17 protein-coding genes and 1 other RNA gene are annotated in these 15,035 nt (G+C 63.3%); 6 read left to right on the top strand and 12 right to left on the bottom strand.

The window, feature by feature from the left end; genetic code table 11:
• Positions 1-22: 22 nt before the first annotated feature.
• From FEM01_RS21770 to FEM01_RS21745, 6 genes are all read right to left on the bottom strand, one after another.
• The gene (locus FEM01_RS21770) at positions 23-1,024 is read right to left on the bottom strand and encodes an extracellular solute-binding protein (protein WP_138221521.1); all 1,002 of its coding nucleotides are present in this window, start codon (positions 1,022-1,024) and stop codon (positions 23-25) included.
• Positions 1,025-1,157: 133 nt separating this feature from the next.
• Positions 1,158-2,375: a 2-octaprenyl-3-methyl-6-methoxy-1,4-benzoquinol hydroxylase gene (locus tag FEM01_RS21765; protein WP_171031011.1), complete on the bottom strand. Its 1,218-nt coding sequence runs from the start codon at positions 2,373-2,375 to the stop codon at positions 1,158-1,160.
• A 9-nt stretch (positions 2,376-2,384) separates the two neighbouring features.
• Positions 2,385-2,867 (bottom strand): DUF4442 domain-containing protein, encoded by a 483-nt coding sequence (locus tag FEM01_RS21760; protein WP_138221519.1) that lies wholly within the window; start codon positions 2,865-2,867, stop codon positions 2,385-2,387.
• The gene (gene ubiH, locus FEM01_RS21755) at positions 2,864-4,063 is read right to left on the bottom strand and encodes a 2-octaprenyl-6-methoxyphenyl hydroxylase (protein WP_138221518.1); all 1,200 of its coding nucleotides are present in this window, start codon (positions 4,061-4,063) and stop codon (positions 2,864-2,866) included. Before ubiH ends, FEM01_RS21760 begins: the two co-directional genes overlap by 4 nt.
• Positions 4,060-5,394, bottom strand: a complete 1,335-nt coding sequence (pepP, locus tag FEM01_RS21750; protein WP_138221517.1) for a Xaa-Pro aminopeptidase — start codon at positions 5,392-5,394, stop codon at positions 4,060-4,062. The genes ubiH and pepP overlap by 4 nt, the downstream gene beginning before the upstream one ends.
• A 22-nt stretch (positions 5,395-5,416) precedes the next feature.
• On the bottom strand, positions 5,417-5,971 hold the full coding sequence (locus tag FEM01_RS21745; RefSeq protein WP_138221516.1) for a YecA family protein: 555 nt from the start codon (positions 5,969-5,971) through the stop codon (positions 5,417-5,419).
• A gap of 153 nt (positions 5,972-6,124) precedes the next feature.
• Between FEM01_RS21745 and FEM01_RS21740 the strand changes: the two genes are divergently transcribed.
• The 4 genes from FEM01_RS21740 (at position 6,125) to FEM01_RS21725 (ending at position 7,518) form a co-directional block, all read left to right on the top strand.
• Positions 6,125-6,334, top strand: coding sequence for a TIGR02449 family protein (locus FEM01_RS21740; protein WP_138221542.1), 210 nt, complete (start codon positions 6,125-6,127; stop codon positions 6,332-6,334).
• Positions 6,331-6,648, top strand: a complete 318-nt coding sequence (locus FEM01_RS21735; protein ID WP_138221515.1) for a cell division protein ZapA — start codon at positions 6,331-6,333, stop codon at positions 6,646-6,648. Before FEM01_RS21740 ends, FEM01_RS21735 begins: the two co-directional genes overlap by 4 nt.
• Positions 6,649-6,665: 17 nt before the next feature.
• Positions 6,666-6,845, top strand: a non-coding RNA gene (ssrS, locus tag FEM01_RS21730) — 6S RNA.
• Positions 6,846-6,909: 64 nt separating this feature from the next.
• A complete protein-coding gene (locus tag FEM01_RS21725) occupies positions 6,910-7,518 on the top strand; it encodes a 5-formyltetrahydrofolate cyclo-ligase (RefSeq protein WP_138221514.1) in 609 nt (202 codons plus the stop codon).
• Between the two features lie 19 nt (positions 7,519-7,537).
• On the opposite strand, the gene FEM01_RS24245 is transcribed toward FEM01_RS21725, so the two are convergent.
• Positions 7,538-7,693: a hypothetical protein gene (locus FEM01_RS24245; RefSeq protein WP_171031010.1), complete on the bottom strand. Its 156-nt coding sequence runs from the start codon at positions 7,691-7,693 to the stop codon at positions 7,538-7,540.
• 177 nt (positions 7,694-7,870) lie between these two features.
• On the opposite strand from FEM01_RS24245, the gene FEM01_RS21720 reads away from it, so the two are divergent.
• Positions 7,871-8,323: an EVE domain-containing protein gene (locus FEM01_RS21720; RefSeq protein ID WP_138221513.1), complete on the top strand. Its 453-nt coding sequence runs from the start codon at positions 7,871-7,873 to the stop codon at positions 8,321-8,323.
• Here the strand turns inward: FEM01_RS21720 and FEM01_RS21715 are convergent, their stop codons facing one another.
• Positions 8,324-8,728, bottom strand: coding sequence for a flagellar basal body-associated protein FliL (locus FEM01_RS21715; protein ID WP_138221512.1), 405 nt, complete (start codon positions 8,726-8,728; stop codon positions 8,324-8,326).
• A gap of 157 nt (positions 8,729-8,885) precedes the next feature.
• Between FEM01_RS21715 and FEM01_RS21710 the strand changes: the two genes are divergently transcribed.
• A complete protein-coding gene (locus tag FEM01_RS21710) occupies positions 8,886-9,863 on the top strand; it encodes an NADPH:quinone oxidoreductase family protein (protein WP_138221511.1) in 978 nt (325 codons plus the stop codon).
• A gap of 97 nt (positions 9,864-9,960) precedes the next feature.
• Here FEM01_RS21710 and FEM01_RS21705 read toward each other — a convergent pair whose 3' ends face one another.
• The 4 genes from FEM01_RS21705 to rho form a co-directional block, all read right to left on the bottom strand.
• Positions 9,961-10,611: a gamma-glutamylcyclotransferase gene (locus FEM01_RS21705; protein WP_138221510.1), complete on the bottom strand. Its 651-nt coding sequence runs from the start codon at positions 10,609-10,611 to the stop codon at positions 9,961-9,963.
• A 292-nt stretch (positions 10,612-10,903) separates the two neighbouring features.
• The gene (locus tag FEM01_RS21700; RefSeq protein ID WP_138221509.1) at positions 10,904-11,872 is read right to left on the bottom strand and encodes a CDP-6-deoxy-delta-3,4-glucoseen reductase; all 969 of its coding nucleotides are present in this window, start codon (positions 11,870-11,872) and stop codon (positions 10,904-10,906) included.
• Complete coding sequence (gene ubiD, locus FEM01_RS21695) at positions 11,872-13,338, bottom strand: 4-hydroxy-3-polyprenylbenzoate decarboxylase (protein WP_138221508.1); 1,467 nt, start codon at positions 13,336-13,338, stop codon at positions 11,872-11,874. Before ubiD ends, FEM01_RS21700 begins: the two co-directional genes overlap by 1 nt.
• A 201-nt stretch (positions 13,339-13,539) precedes the next feature.
• Positions 13,540-14,799 (bottom strand): transcription termination factor Rho, encoded by a 1,260-nt coding sequence (gene rho / locus FEM01_RS21690; protein WP_011536308.1) that lies wholly within the window; start codon positions 14,797-14,799, stop codon positions 13,540-13,542.
• Between the last annotated feature and the right edge of the window lie 236 nt (positions 14,800-15,035).

Genomic DNA, 15,035 nt, shown 5'->3' with positions numbered 1-15,035 from the left:
CCGCAAGGATAAAGCCTGGCGCTTAGTTCCAGCCAGCCCGGTCCATCAGCTTGATGGCTTCGGCCTGGCGTTTGCCGGCCACTTCCACCGGGATGCTGTCTGCCTTGAAGCTACCCCAGGCCGCCACCTCCTGCGATGGCTTGACCTGCGGGTTGGCCGGGAATTCCTGGTTGATGTCGGCAAACAGCTTCTGCGCCTTCTCCCCGGTCATCCATTCCACCAGCTTGGTGGCGGCCTGCGGGTGCGGTGCATGCTTGGTCAGGCCTATACCCGAAAGGTTGACGTGTACACCACGGTCGCCCTGGTTGGGCCAGAAAATCTTCACCGGCAGCTTCGGATCCTGCTGGTGCAGACGTCCGTAGTAGTAGGTGTTGACGATGCCGACGTCGCACTGGCCGGCTGCAATCGCCTGGATCACCGCGTTGTCATCGGAGAACACGTCGGTGGACAGGTTGTTGATCCAGCCTTTGACCAGCTTCTCGGTGGCAGCCTCGCCGTGGTTCTCGATCAGGGTGGCGGTCAGCGACTGGTTGTACACCTTCTTCGCCGTGCGCAGGCACAGGCGGCCTTCCCATTGCTTGTCGGCCAGGGCTTCGTAGGTGCTCAGTTCAGCGGGCTTGACGCGCTCGGTGGAGTAGACGATGGTCCGCGCGCGCAGGCTCAGGCCGGTCCAGTCATGCGACGAAGCGCGGTACTGCGGCGGGATGTTCTGGTCGATGATGCTCGACTTGATCGGCTGCAGGATGCCCATCTGCTCGGCCTGCCAGAGGTTGCCGGCATCGACGGTCAGCAGCAGGTCGGCCACGCCGTTCTGCCCTTCGGCCTTGATGCGCTGCATCAGTGGCGCTTCCTTGTCGGTGATGAACTTGACCTTCACACCCGTTTCGGCGGTGTAGGCGTCGAACACCGGCTTGATCAGCTCGTCGATACGCGAGGAATACACCACCACTTCGTCGGCTGCCTGGGCGGTGCCACCGAACAGGGTGAGGGCCAGAGCGGCCAGTAGGGGCTTGCGGGGCAACATGGGGGCACTCCTCGCTGAAATGAGAGGTGCGAATGGTAGTGAATCCCATTTTTGCGCTCATCCCTGGAGCAGTTACCGGATGTTGCAGAAGGTGTTGCGGGGCACGTCGCAGCGGTGCGCCCCGCGCCTGGCCTCAAGCCCTGGCCAGCGCCGGCAGGTCCCCGGAAAGCCCCAGTGCCTGGCGCACGAACAAGGCCTTGGCCTCGGGCATTTGCTCCACCAGCTTCAGGCCACTGTTGCGCAGCCAGCGCAACGGCAGCGGGTTGGCCTGGAACAGGCGCTCGAAGCTCTCCATGGCGGCCATCAAGGCCAGGTTGTGTGGCATGCGCCGACGCTCGAAACGGCTGAGCACCTTCACATCGGCCAGACGCTCGCCGCGCTCGCAGGCCCGTACCAGCTCTTCGGCCAACACCGCCGCGTCAAGAAAGCCCAGGTTCACCCCCTGCCCCGCCAGCGGGTGGATGGTGTGGGCCGCATCACCGATGAGCGCCAGACCTTCCTGGACATAGCGCTTGGCGTGGCGCTGGCGCAGCGGTACGCAGAGCCGAGGGTCTGCCGCCAACACCTGTCCCAGGCGCCCTTCGAAAGCGCGCTCGAGCGCCTGGCAGAACGCGGCATCGTCCATTGCCATGGCCTGCTCGGCCTGCTCGGGGGTAGTCGACCAGACAATCGAGCACCAATCCTGCTGGCCGTCCCGGTTCAACGGCAGAAACGCCAGCGGGCCTTCGTCGGTGAAGCGCTGCCAGGCCGTGGTGCGGTGCGCCTGGCTGCAACGCACGCTGGTCACGATGGCGTGGTGCAGGTAATCCCACTCGCGGGTTTCGCAGCCGGCCAAGCGGCGTACGGCGGAATTGGCGCCATCGGCGGCGATCACCAGCGGCGCGCGCAAGCGGCGGCCATCGGCAAGGGTCAGCAGCCACTCGTCACCCGAGCGGCGCAATTGCTCCAGGCGCGCGTTGGGTAGCAAGCCCACGTCGCTGTCGTGCAGACGCTCCAGCAGGCCGTCCTGCACCACCCGGTTCTCAACGATATGCCCCAGCACCTGGGCATGCACACTGGCAGCCGAGAAGTGGATCTGGCCTGTGCCGCTGCCGTCCCAGACGTGCATGTCCGAATACGCCGACACCCGTCGCCGGGCGATGCCTTCCCACGCACCCAGGCGCTCGAGGATACGCTGGCTGGCCGCCGACAGGGCACTGACGCGCGGCTCGAATGGCGCCTGCGCATCGAACGGTTTGACCGACAGCGCACTGCCATCGAGCAGGAGAATCTCCAGGCCACTGTGACGCAAGGCCAGGGCCAGGGCGCTGCCGACCATACCGGCACCGACAATCACTAGATCTGCGCGCATTTCCATGCCTTACGCCTGCCTCGCTTGCGGCTTGAGCCGCACATATAGGGTTTTCTCGACCCGCGCCACCAGCTCGCCGGCCGCGTCGCGGATCTCTACCTGCAGATGTGGCAGGTACTTCTTGCCGCTGGCGGTCTGCTGGCGGATGTCCTCAAGCAGCGCATCATCGACGTGGAACTCGGCGTACACCGGGCCTTTGCCGGGAGAGATGAAATCGATGCTGGCAGCCTTGTCCCAGACGATATAGTCGCGCCCCAACTGCTCGATCAGCAGCAGCATGTAGAACGGGTCGACCATCGAATACAGGCTGCCGCCGAACTGGGTGCCGACGTAGTTGCGATTCCACCGCGTCAGCTTCATGCGCACCTTGACGCTGCGCATGTCAGGGCTGATCGACAGGATGCGAATACCGGCACCGAGGTAGGGCGGGTAAAGGTTCAGCAGCCAACGCAGCATGCGCGCGCGCCGCACCCGTTTACGCGTCTGGCTCATGCCTGGCCTCGCGGATCAGGGCGAGTACCCAGGCCCATGGCCTGGCGGGCGAACCAGCTTCTTGCCGGTGGCAGCAGGTCCAGCCCCAGCAGGCCGATGTTGCGCCCAGCGGCCATCAACGGCTGGTTACTGCCGAACAGGCGTGTGACCTGATCGGAGAAGCCGATGGTCAAGGCCTGGTCGAGGCGCTGGCGCTGATGATAGCGCTGCAGCGTGGCCAGATCACCTGGGTGTTGCGGACCGGCCAACAGTGCATCGGCGAGCGACTGCACATCGCGCAGCGACAGGTTGAAGCCCTGCCCGGCGATCGGGTGCAGGCTATGGGCGGCATTACCGAGCACGACTAGGTGCGGGCGCACCTGCTCCTGGGCCTCGACCAGTGCCAGCGGATAGAGGTGCCGCGCACCGACCTGGCGCAAGCCGCCAAGCCGATAGCCGAATACCTCCTGCAACTCGCGCAGGAAGCTGCGCTCGTCCAGTTCGGCCAGACGCCGGGCGTCCATTCCCTGGCGCGTCCAGACCAATGCGCAACGGTTGTCCGGCAATGGCAGCAAGGCCATCGGGCCCTGCTCGGTGAAACGTTCGAAAGCCTGGCCGCGGTGGGGCTCGCCTGGGGTGATGTTGGCGATCAGCGCGCTCTGATCGTAGGGGGTGTTGCGCACATGGATGCCCAACTGCTCGCGCAACCCGGAGCGCCCGCCGTCGGCCAGTATCGCCAGGTCGCATTCGAGCGACGTGTCATCGTCCAACTGCACGCAATAGCCACCGGCTATCGGCTGCAACGCCTTGACTTCGGCAGGGCAGCGCCAAGTGACGACCTCGCTGTCCAACGCCTGCCACAGGCACTGTCCAAGCCAGGCGTTCTCCACGACGTAGCCGAGCGCCGGCACGCCCTCCTCCTGCGCGTCCAGACGCGTCGCGCCGAAACGGCCACGGTCGGACACATGGATCTGGCGAATCGGCTCGGCACGCCGACCGATAGTCGACCACAGGCCCAACTGGTCGTAGATCTGCCGGGTGCCATAGGACAGCGCCGAGGAGCGCGCGTCGTAGCTGGGCTGGAAGCTGTCGCCGGGGGCGAACGGCTCGATCAGCAGGATCTTCCAGCCGCGCGCCTTGGCACCGGCTTGCAACGTGAGAGCCAGGCTGGCACCGACCAGCCCGCCACCGATGATCGCGAGGTTCACCCGACTCATGCCACCGCCTTGCGGGCATCGTGCATCAGCGCCTCGATCTCGGCGACGGTCTTGGGCACGCCGGTGGTCAGGATTTCACAGCCTTGTCGGGTCACTACCACGTCGTCCTCGATCCTTATGCCGATACCGCGCCACTTCTTCGCGACATCCTGATTGTCGGCGGCAATGTAGATGCCAGGTTCCACCGTCAGCGCCATGCCGGGCTCAAGCACCCGCCACTGGCCGCCGACCTTGTATTCGCCCACATCATGCACGTCCATGCCCAGCCAGTGCCCGGCACGGTGCATGTAGAAGGCGCGATAGGCCTCGCTGTCGATCAACGCCTGCACCTCACCCTTGAGCAGGCCCAGTTCCACCAGGCCTTCGGTGATCACCCGCACGGTCGCCTCGTGCGCGTGGTTCCAGTGCTTGCCTGGGGCGATCTGGGCGAATGCCGCTTCCTGGGCCTTGAGCACCAACTCGTAGATAGCCTTCTGCTCAGGCGAAAAACGCCCGCTCACCGGGAACGTACGGGTGATGTCGCTGGCGTAGCAGTCGATCTCGCAACCGGCATCGATCAATACCAAGTCACCGTCCTTGAGCGGGGCGTCGTTCTGCTGGTAATGCAGGATGCAGCCATTGCGTCCAGCGGCGACGATCGAGCCGTAGGCCGGCATCTTCGCCCCGCCTTTGCGAAATTCGTAATCCAGCTCGGCCTCCAGGCTGTACTCGTGCAGCCCAGCACGACAGGCCTGCATTGCCCGCACGTGGGCACGGGCGGAAATCGCCGCAGCTTCGCGCATCACCTTCACTTCTGCCGCCGATTTATACAGGCGCATGTCGTGCAGCAGGTGATCCAGGGCAACGAATTCGTTCGGCGGCTGGGCCCCCAGGCGGGCCTTGGAGCGGATCACATTGATCCAGTCCATCAGCCGGCGGTCGAACTCGGGGTTGCTGCCCATGGCGCTATAGACGCGCTCGCGGCCCTCGATCAGGCCGGGGAGGATCTCGTCGATGTCGGTGATCGGGAAAGCGTCGTCGGCGCCGAAGTCGCGTACCGCGCCCTCCTGCCCTGCACGCAGGCCATCCCACTGCTCACGTTCAGGGTTGCGCTCGCGGCAGAACAGCACGTACTCGCCGTGCTCGCGGCCTGGGATCAGGGCGATCACGGCCTCGGGCTCGGGGAAACCACTCAGGTACTGGAAATCGCTGTCCTGGCGGTACACGTGCTCGACGTCACGGTTACGAATGGCAACGGCGGCAGCGGGCAGGATGGCAATGCTGTTGGGGACCATCTGCGCCATCAGCGCCTTGCGCCGACGGGCGTACTCCGCCTTGGGTATGTGGCTCATGGGCAAACGTCCCCGCTCGAAATCAGTGCAGCGATGGTTTTGGCGCAGGTGCGGCGGGCGCGGCCAGCTCCGTGTAGAGCAGCAGCGGGGCGACGCGCAGGTACTCCATGACTTCCATGTAGTCGCTTTCGCCGTCTTCGGATTCTTCCAGCGCTTCCTGCACCTGCGAGATTGCGACCAGGTCCTGGAGCACTTCCTTCGCATCGGTGGACAGGTCCTTGCCGCCGGCGTTCAGCCCAAAGCCGGTGATGAAGCCCTGACACCACTGGCCCAGCGCAGCAGCACGGTCGGTCAGCGCCGCGTCATCGGAAGGCAGCAGCAGGACGATGGCGACGTCTTCGCCGGTCAGCTCGGCCTTGACCATCTCTTGCAGGCCGATCAGGGCGTTGCGCACGTTGTCGCCAGGCTCGGTCTCGAGCAGTTGGGCGGCATCGGCCAGCCAGGCGTCGGCATCGAAGCCGGCACCGGCGCAGCTGCGGCCGATCAGTAGGCCGTGCAGCTCAGCCGGGGTGACAGGATGGCCATTGCTCGAAAGCAGCATGGCGAAGGCAATGTAGGGCGATTGGGTATTGGGCATGGGCAGCTAGGCGCCAGACGGCGCAATGACTAGAATGAAGGCCTTGTATCCTAGCACCGGCAGGCGCGCCAAGACCATCAGCACTGGCCGCCAAGCCCCCGTGCAGGCATGATCGCCAGGTGAGTCGACGATGGAGCGAATCGAGTGCAAGCCATGCAAGAGAACGACCTGCAAGCGTTGATGAGCCGGTTCGAGTTGCTGATCGAGCGAGTCGAGCAACTAAAGCTGCAAAACGCACTCTTAGTAGCTCAGGAAAAAACCTGGCGCGAGGAGCGCGCCCACCTCATCGAAAAAAACGAGATCGCCAAACGCAAGATCGAATCGATGATCATGCGCCTCAAGGCCCTGGAGCAAGACTCATGAGTTCAAGCAATAGCGTCACCGTCCAGATCCTCGACAAGGAATACTCGATCATCTGTCCGCCCGAGGAGCGTAACAACCTGGTCGGTGCCGCCCGCTACCTGGATGGCAAGATGCGCGAAATCCGCAGCAGCGGCAAGGTGATCGGCGCCGACCGTATTGCCGTGATGGCCGCGTTGAACATCACCCATGAACTGCTGCACCGCCAGGACCGCCCGGAAGCCGCCAGCGGCGGCGCCACGCGCGAGCAGGTGCGCGACCTGCTGGAACGGGTCGACCAGGCACTGTCCGACGACCCGGTTAGCAAAAACGACTGAGATTGGTATACTGGCGCCACTCCCTGGGGGATGCGCCAGTCGGTTATGTCCCTGAGCCGATACGCACAACCACGGGGGTTGCACGCTGGGGCCGGTGTGCATGTCCGCCCGACGGAAAGCCTTAACGCCCCCTGCAATCTCCACCTTGAACTTTCGGGTTCAAGGGCTACACCGATAGCGGTCTTATCGGGGAGCCTCATTCCATTGCCCGCCTTCATGGCGGGCGATTCGTTTTGGTCGCCAGCCTGGATCACCCGTGCCATGACCGATACCTCGCCACTGACCCGCCCCCAGCTGCGCCGCCTGTTACGCAACGCCCGCCGCGCCCTCACCCCGGCCCAGCAGCGCCAGGCCGCGCTTGGTCTGTACCGCCAGCTGGCACAGCACCCGCTGTTTCGGCGGGCCCGGCATATTGCCCTGTACCTGCCCAACGATGGCGAGATAGACCCGCGCCTGCTGCTGCGCGAGGCGCACAAACGCGGCAAGTCCGTGTATCTGCCGGTGCTGCACGCCTGGCCACGCACACGCATGGTGTTCCAGCGTTTCGAGCAGGGCGAGCGCCTGCGTCCTAATCGCTTTCGCATCGCGGAGCCGGTGATCGAGCGCAGACGGCAACGACCGGTCTGGGCGCTGGACCTGATCCTGCTGCCGCTGGTCGGTTTCGATGAGGTGGGTGGACGACTGGGGATGGGCGGGGGCTTCTACGATCGCAGCCTTGCCTACCAAGGGCGGCGTAAAGGCTGGAAAAAACCGTTGCTGCTGGGACTCGCCCACGAGTGCCAGAAGGTCGAGCGCCTGGCTCAGGCGAGTTGGGATGTGCCGCTGCGTGGGACGGTTTCGGACCGTGACTGGTACTGGGCGTCCACGTAAGACCGGAGCCGGCTCAGGCTCAGCGCTGCGCCTGTTGCGCGGGATTGACCGGCGCCTGCTGGTAGGCGGCGTCGAGCTTGCGCTCCCAGAAACCCTGCGCATAACCGGTGGTGACCACGCCCAAGCCAAAGATGAAGGCGAGGATCCAGAGCAGGTCCGGCTTGCGTTGTTTCATGGTTTGCCCCCTAAGTGCCACTGTCCATGCTCGGCGGCTTTCTGGATGGCTGCCGGAGCGTCTAGCGTTAAAATCGGCGCATTTTCCGACAACATGAGTCGACACGCAAACGTTGACGCCAACCGACTGTCGGTTTGATGCAACTAGTTATTACAAACTTTTTCAGGAGCACCCGGCATGGCCTATTGGCTGATGAAATCCGAGCCAGATGAGCTGTCCATCGAAGCCCTGGCCCGCCAGGACGGCGCGCGTTGGGACGGGGTACGCAACTATCAGGCACGCAATTTCGTACGCGCCATGAATGTGGGCGACACGTTCTTCTTCTACCACTCCAGCTGCCCGCAGCCAGGGATCGCCGGAATCGCCCGGATCACCGCGTCAGCCTACCCCGACCCAACCGCACTGGACCCCGAGAGCCACTACTTCGACACCAAGGCCAGCGCCGAGAAAAACCCTTGGAGCGCAGTGGATGTGGCGCATGTGCGCACCTTCAGCCAGGTCCTGGGCTTGGGCCTGCTCAAGCAACAGGCCGCGCTGGAAGAGCTGCCCCTGGTGCAAAAAGGTAGCCGCCTGTCGGTGATGCCGGTGACCGAGGCCCAGTGGGCAGCCATCATGGCCCTGGCCGGTTGATTACTGCACGATCAGGTTGTTGAACAGCAGGTCCTCGACGATGGGCTTGCCCTCTTCGGACTCCATCACCTGCTGAACCTGCTTCAGGGCTTCCTGACGCAGCTTTTCCTTGGCTTCGACATTGCTCATGTCATCCACCCCTTGTTGGGTGAACAGCGCCACCAGTTGGTTGCGAATCAACGGCTCGTGGTGCTTGACCGCCGCAGCGGCCGCGTCGCCGGTTACCCGCAGGGCCACGTCGGCCTTGTAGACACGCAGCTTGGGGCCGCCATCGAGGGCGTAATTGCCGACGAAGGGCGGACTGAGGCTGATGTAGGCCACCTTCGGCTGCCCGTCCTTGGCTTCCTCGGCCATCGCTGCGGCCGGCAACAACAGGGCCAGCACCATCAAGATCCACGCTTTCACGAATTCGCTCCTCAAAACAGTTGGCGCCAGCTTACCCAGCGCACAGGCCAAACCCAAGCCCCAGGTTATACAGGCGTATCAGGGTCGGCCATGCTCGTTGACCCGCGTTGCGGACTTCCTCTACATATCGGCCAACACCGACAAAGGAATAGCCCTGATGAAAGCCTTGTTGTGCAAAGCGCTCGGCCCGGCGCAAGACCTGGTCCTGGAAGAGGTGGCAAGCCCTTCGCCGAAGAACAACGAGATCCTGCTGCAGGTCCATGCTGCGGGCGTCAATTTTCCCGATACCCTGATCATCGAAGGTAAATACCAGTTCCAGCCGCCACTGCCGTTTTCGCCGGGCGGCGAGGCGGCGGGCGTGGTGGCAGCGGTCGGCGAGAAGGCCGGCGCCTTCAAGGTGGGTGACCGGGTCATGGCCCTGACAGGCTGGGGGGCGTTCGCCGAAGAAGTGGCGGTGCCGCACTACAACGTGCTGCCAATTCCCGCCGGCATGGACTTCACCACCGCTGCCGCCTTCGGCATGACGTACGGCACCTCTATGCACGCCCTGACCCAACGCGGCCAACTCAAGGCCGGGGAGACCTTGCTGGTCCTCGGTGCCTCGGGCGGCGTGGGTTTGGCGGCGGTGGAGATCGGCAAGGCGCTGGGCGCACGGGTAATCGCCGCAGCCAGCAGCAGCGAAAAGCTTGCCGTGGCCAAGGCTGCCGGGGCCGACGATCTGATCGACTACGGCCAGGCCAGTCTCAAGGACGAGATCAAGCGCCTGACCGGTGGCCAGGGCGTCGATGTGATCTACGACCCGGTTGGCGGTGCGCTGTTCGACCAAGCGGTGCGCGGCCTGGCCTGGAACGGTCGGCTGTTGGTGGTGGGTTTTGCCAGCGGCACAATCCCGCAGTTGCCAGTCAACCTGGCGCTGCTCAAGGGTGCGGCAGTGATCGGCGTGTTCTGGGGCGCATTCGCCCAGCGTCAGCCCCAAGACAACGCCGCCAACTTCCGCCAGCTGTTCGCCTGGCATGCCGAAGGCAAACTCAAGCCGCTGGTCTCACAGACTTATCCGCTGGCTGAAGGCGGTGCGGCCATTGAGCAACTGGGCCAGCGCAAGGCTGTGGGCAAGTTGGTGGTGGCGATCCAGTAGGTGCACGGCACTGCGAGCCTCGCAGGCAAGCCCGCCCCGCCAGAAACCGCATGACCTGCGGGAGCGGGCTTACCAGCGCAGAGGTCGGCAGATTGAATCAGACCTCGCGCAGGTTGTGGCAGCGACGAAACCGCGCTTCCAGGTTGCGATCGGGCATCTGGTGGCTGCGCAAGGCGTTGAGGGTCTGCTCGACATACTCACGGGTGGTGCCATAGCGGCCCTTGGCACTGGCCAGGATCTGGCTGAGCAAGGTGTCTGGCAGGTTGCCGGCATAGCATGGCAAGTGCCGTTCCAGCACAAAACCCAGCGCCTGCACCTTGCTGCCATCGTTCAAGCGGCAGCTTAGCCAATGCGGACGGTACGCCGGATAAGGCATTTCGCGTTGCCACAGGGCCATCAGCGAATCGTCGAGGCGGCTGTCGTCCAAGCGGTAGGCGAAGCCGCTGCATGAACCACCTCGATCCAGGCCGAACACCAGCCCAGGGCATTCCGGCGTGCCACGGTGTTCGTGGGACCACAGGTAAAGACCGCGGTGATAGCCATGCACGCGGGCACGCTGGCGCTCCACTGACTGGCATTCCGGTCGCCATATCAGCGAGCCGTAGGCAAATAACCAGACCGGGCCACCGTCATGTTGTGACATGGTCGCCTGCATCGAATGCTGCAATTGCTCGCGCGTCAACTGTTCGCCGAAGTCCAGCGAGGGGGGATATGAAACTTGCCAGGAAACACTTTCAAGCGTCGACATGGGCTGCCGCCATCAAAACCGATATACCGTTCGGACGCCCCCGCACAACGGCGTAGCAGACCGTGGGAGCGGGCTTGCCCCGCGATTGGATCTGGCCTCTAACGTAAAACAGGAGACGGCTTAGGCTCAACCCCCGCAGCAAACTTTCACGCAATCTTCCGCCCAACGGAAAGTCAGCGTGCGCATCTAACGAAAGTTATAAGTCAGTTGGGTAAGTATGGGCGCTATATAGCCGAGGTTGAAAAACGGCTCATATAACCCCGGCCTGCCCTTGCAGCAGGCCGGGCGACAGTCAGCCGCGAGGCGCGTAGGCGAACACGTCAGCGCGCATGCGGTGGGCGTCCATCCCGGCCTCGACCAAGGCATCGAGGGTGGCGTAGACCATGTTCGGCGAGCCGCTGGCGTACACATGCACCTGGTTCAGGTCGCCGATATCTTCGCAGACGGCTTCGTGTAACAAACCGCAGCGCCCTTCCCACACACACTGATCACTCACTACCTTATGCAGGAACAGATTAGGCAGTTGCTGCCACTCGCTCCAGTGCTCGATCTGGTAGAAATCCTCGGGCCGCCGTACCCCCCAGTACAGGTGAACCGGGTGCTTGAAGCCCTGCGCACGGCAGTGTTCGACCAGGCTGTGCATCTGGCCCATGCCCGTGCCGGCCGCGATCAACACCAGCGGGCAGTCGGGCAGCTCGGCCAGGTGCGTGTCGCCAAAGGGCAGCTCGATGCGCGCCAGGCCGTTACGTTGCAGTTGCTCGATCAACTGCACCGCGCTGCTTTCACGCGCCAGAACGTGCAGTTCAAGCTCGCGCCCAGCGTGGGGTGCCGACGCCAGCGAGAACGCCGCCTTGTCGGCGCCTGCCCGCTCGATCATCAGATACTGCCCGGCGTGGTAGCGCAGCGGCTTGCCGGCCGGAGCACGCAGACGCACCCGCCAGACATCGCCACCCACCTCGACGCACTCGCTGACGGTGCAGGCGAGCGAGCGCACCGGCAGCTCGCCCAACGCCAACACGCCATCCCACAGCAGCACGCAGTCTTCCAATGGCTCGGCGATGCAGGTGAACAGCTCGCCATGATCGCGCACCTGCCCCTCCTGGCGCACTCGGCCTTCCACCAGCAATGCAGCACACACATGACAGTTGCCGTTGCGGCAGCTGTTCGGGCAGTCGTAGCCCAGGCGCCGCGCCGCATCAAGGATCCTCTCGCCCGGTTCGACGGCCAGCACTGCCCCGGACGGCTGCAACGTTACCTGCATCAATCTATTCCCAACTGATCCCACAGCTCATCGATACGGCGGGTGACGGCCTCGTCCTTGACGATGGCGCGCCCCCATTCACGCGTAGTTTCGCCCGGCCATTTGTGCGTGGCGTCCAGGCCCATCTTCGACCCCAGCCCCGATACCGGCGATGCGAAATCGAGGTAGTCGATGGGCGTGTTGTCGATCATCACCGTATCACGCTTGGGGTCCATGCGCGTGGTGATGGCCCAGATCACGTCGTTCCAGTCGCGGGCATTGATGTCGTCGTCGGTGACGATAACGAACTTGGTGTACATGAACTGTCGCAGGAACGACCACACACCCAGCATTACGCGCTTGGCGTGACCGGGGTACTGCTTCTTCATGGTCACCACCGCCATGCGGTACGAGCAACCCTCCGGCGGCAGGTAGAAATCGACGATTTCAGGGAACTGCTTTTGCAGGATTGGTACGAACACTTCGTTCAGCGCCACACCCAGGATCGCCGGCTCATCCGGCGGTCGGCCGGTGTAGGTGCTGTGGTAGATCGGCTTTTGTCGGTGAGTGATACGCTCGACGGTGAACACCGGGAAGCTGTCCACCTCGTTGTAGTAGCCGGTGTGATCGCCATACGGGCCTTCAGGGGCCATTTCGCCGGGATGGATCACGCCTTCGAGGATGATCTCGGCAGTGGCCGGCACTTGCAGGTCGCTGCCGCGACACTTGACCAGCTCGGTCCGGTTGCCGCGCAACAGGCCAGCGAAGGCGTACTCGGACAGGGTGTCCGGCACCGGGGTGACGGCGCCCAGGATAGTCGCGGGGTCAGCGCCCAGGGCCACGGCCACCGGGAACGGCTGGCCTGGGTGCTTCTCGCACCATTCGCGGTAGTCCAGCGCGCCGCCGCGATGGCTGAGCCAACGCATGATCACCTTGTTGCGGCCAATCACCTGCTGGCGATAGATACCCAGATTCTGGCGGTCTTTGTTCGGGCCGCGGGTGACGGTCAGGCCCCAGGTGATCAAGGGAGCCACGTCACCAGGCCAGCAGTGCTGGATTGGCAACTGAGCAAGGTCGACGTCCTCCCCCTGCACCACCACTTCCTGGCACACCGCGTCCTTGACCACCTTGGGCGCCATGGACACGACCTTCTTGAAGATCGGCAGCTTGGACCAGGCGTCCTTCAGCCCCTTGGGCGGCTCGGGCTCCTTGAGAAAGGCCAGGAGTTTACCGATTTCGCGCAATTCTTCGACCGACTCGGCGCCCATGCCCATAGCCACGCGCTCGGGGGTGCCGAACAGGTTGCCGAGCACCGGCATGTCGAAGCCGGTGGGCTTTTCGAACAGCAACGCCGGGCCCTTGGCGCGCAGGGTGCGGTCGCAGACTTCGGTCATTTCCAGAACAGGCGAGATGGGAACCTGGATGCGCTTGAGTTCACCGCGCTGTTCCAGGCCACGGATGAAGTCGCGCAAATCGCGATACTGCATGCAAGGGCCTCGTGTGGGGCATGTCGGTCGGGGGACAGAGTGTAGCGCCGTTGAGGGGGTAAAGGCCAAAAATGACTTGGGGCTGCTTCGTGCCCATCACGACACAAGGCCGCTCCTACAGGATGACACGTTGCCCTGTAGGAGCGGCCTTGCGCCGCGATGGGCTGCGAAGCAGCCCCAATCAATACCGGTCTGAAACGCTTACTTACGTTTCATCGATAGGAAGAACTCATCGTTGGTCTTGGTCTGCTTGAGCTTGTCGACCAGGAACTCGATGGCGGCAATTTCGTCCATCGGGTGCAGCAGCTTGCGCAGGATCCACATACGCTGCAGTTCGTCGTCAGCGGTCAGCAGCTCTTCGCGGCGGGTACCGGACTTGTTGATGTTGATGGCCGGGAACACACGCTTTTCGGCGATGCGGCGATCCAGTGGCAGCTCCATGTTGCCAGTACCCTTGAACTCTTCGTAGATGACCTCGTCCATCTTCGAACCGGTCTCGACCAGCGCGGTGGCGATGATGGTCAACGAACCGCCTTCCTCGATGTTACGAGCGGCACCGAAGAAGCGCTTCGGCTTCTCCAGGGCGTGGGCGTCGACACCACCGGTCAGGACCTTGCCAGAACTCGGGATCACGGTGTTGTAGGCACGCGCCAGACGGGTGATGGAATCGAGCAGGATGACCACGTCCTTCTTGTGCTCAACCAGGCGCTTGGCCTTCTCGATCACCATTTCGGCGACCTGCACGTGGCGAGTCGGCGGCTCGTCAAAGGTCGAGGCGACCACTTCGCCGCGCACGGTGCGCTGCATTTCGGTCACTTCTTCCGGGCGCTCGTCGATCAGCAGAACGATCAGGTGGCACTCGGGGTTGTTGCGGGTGATGTTGGCCGCGATGTTCTGCAGCATGATCGTCTTACCGGCTTTCGGCGGCGCGACGATCAGGCCACGCTGGCCCTTGCCAATTGGAGCGCACAGGTCGATGACACGGCCGGTGAGGTCTTCGGTGGAGCCGTTACCGGCTTCCATCTTCAGGCGCTTGTTCGGGAACAGCGGCGTCAGGTTTTCGAACAGGATCTTGTTCTTCGCGTTTTCTGGACGGTCGAAGTTGATGGTATCGACTTTCAGCAGGGCGAAGTAACGTTCCCCTTCCTTCGGCGGGCGGATCTTGCCGACGATGGTATCGCCGGTGCGCAGGTTGAAGCGACGGATCTGGCTGGGCGAGACGTAGATGTCGTCAGGGCCGGCCAGGTAAGAGGCATCTGCCGAGCGCAGGAAACCGAAACCATCCTGGAGAATCTCCAGCACGCCGTCACCCGAAATCTCTTCGCCGCTCTTCGCATGCTTTTTCAGCAGGGCGAAAATCACGTCCTGTTTGCGCGAACGGGCCATGTTTTCGATGCCCATCTGTTCGGCCATTTCCAAAAGATCGGTAATCGGCTTTTGCTTGAGTTCAGTGAGATTCATAAGGGGAATGACGTAATCATGTAAGAAGGGGAGAAGTTAAGCATTTGGCTTAATGAGGCCGCGCCGCTAGATGGCGACAGGATCGCGTACTGATTCGAATTAGGGATGCTTCGGCGACGGCGTGCAGAGGGCACTGGAGAAGCAGTGCGAGGCCGAATGTAACACTTGCTTTTTTCGACGTCTAGTGGTTTTGGCCATGGTCGTCGGCCCGTTTTTGTCCAAGAGGCCCATATTCT

It is taken from the genome of Pseudomonas mosselii (genome assembly GCF_005796105.1).
Taxonomy (GTDB): Bacteria; Pseudomonadota; Gammaproteobacteria; order Pseudomonadales; family Pseudomonadaceae; genus Aquipseudomonas; species Aquipseudomonas mosselii_C.
Note: the sequence above shows the minus strand (reverse complement) of the source record. Positions and strands in the feature narration are given on the sequence as shown.